Here is a 248-nt window from a genome sequence, read left to right as displayed (position 1 = left end):
AGACCCGGTTGATCCAGGATTTGGCGGCGGATGTGGACCATGTGGTCATGGACACCATGGACATCACGTATCTCCATTTGGTCCAGGACCAAATGTATCTCCGTTTGGACCGAACGTATCACCATTCGGACCGAATATTGGACCAAACGTATCACCATTCGGTCCAAATATTGGACCAAACGTTGGTGGAATGTTTAAAAAGTAAATGATATGTTAGAACTAGCGAAATGCTAGTTCTTTTTTTGTAA

1 pseudogene is annotated in these 248 nt (G+C 44.0%); it reads left to right on the top strand.

What is annotated here, in order from left to right:
• A pseudogene (locus MR113_RS27845) lies at nt 1–205 on the top strand (spore coat protein); the annotation flags it as partial.
• Nucleotides 206–248 lie beyond the last annotated feature (43 nt).

Origin of the sequence: Bacillus cereus group sp. BfR-BA-01379 (assembly GCF_022663605.1) — a bacterium.
GTDB lineage: Bacteria > Bacillota > Bacilli > Bacillales > Bacillaceae_G > Bacillus_A > Bacillus_A mobilis.
Note: the sequence above shows the minus strand (reverse complement) of the source record. Positions and strands in the feature narration are given on the sequence as shown.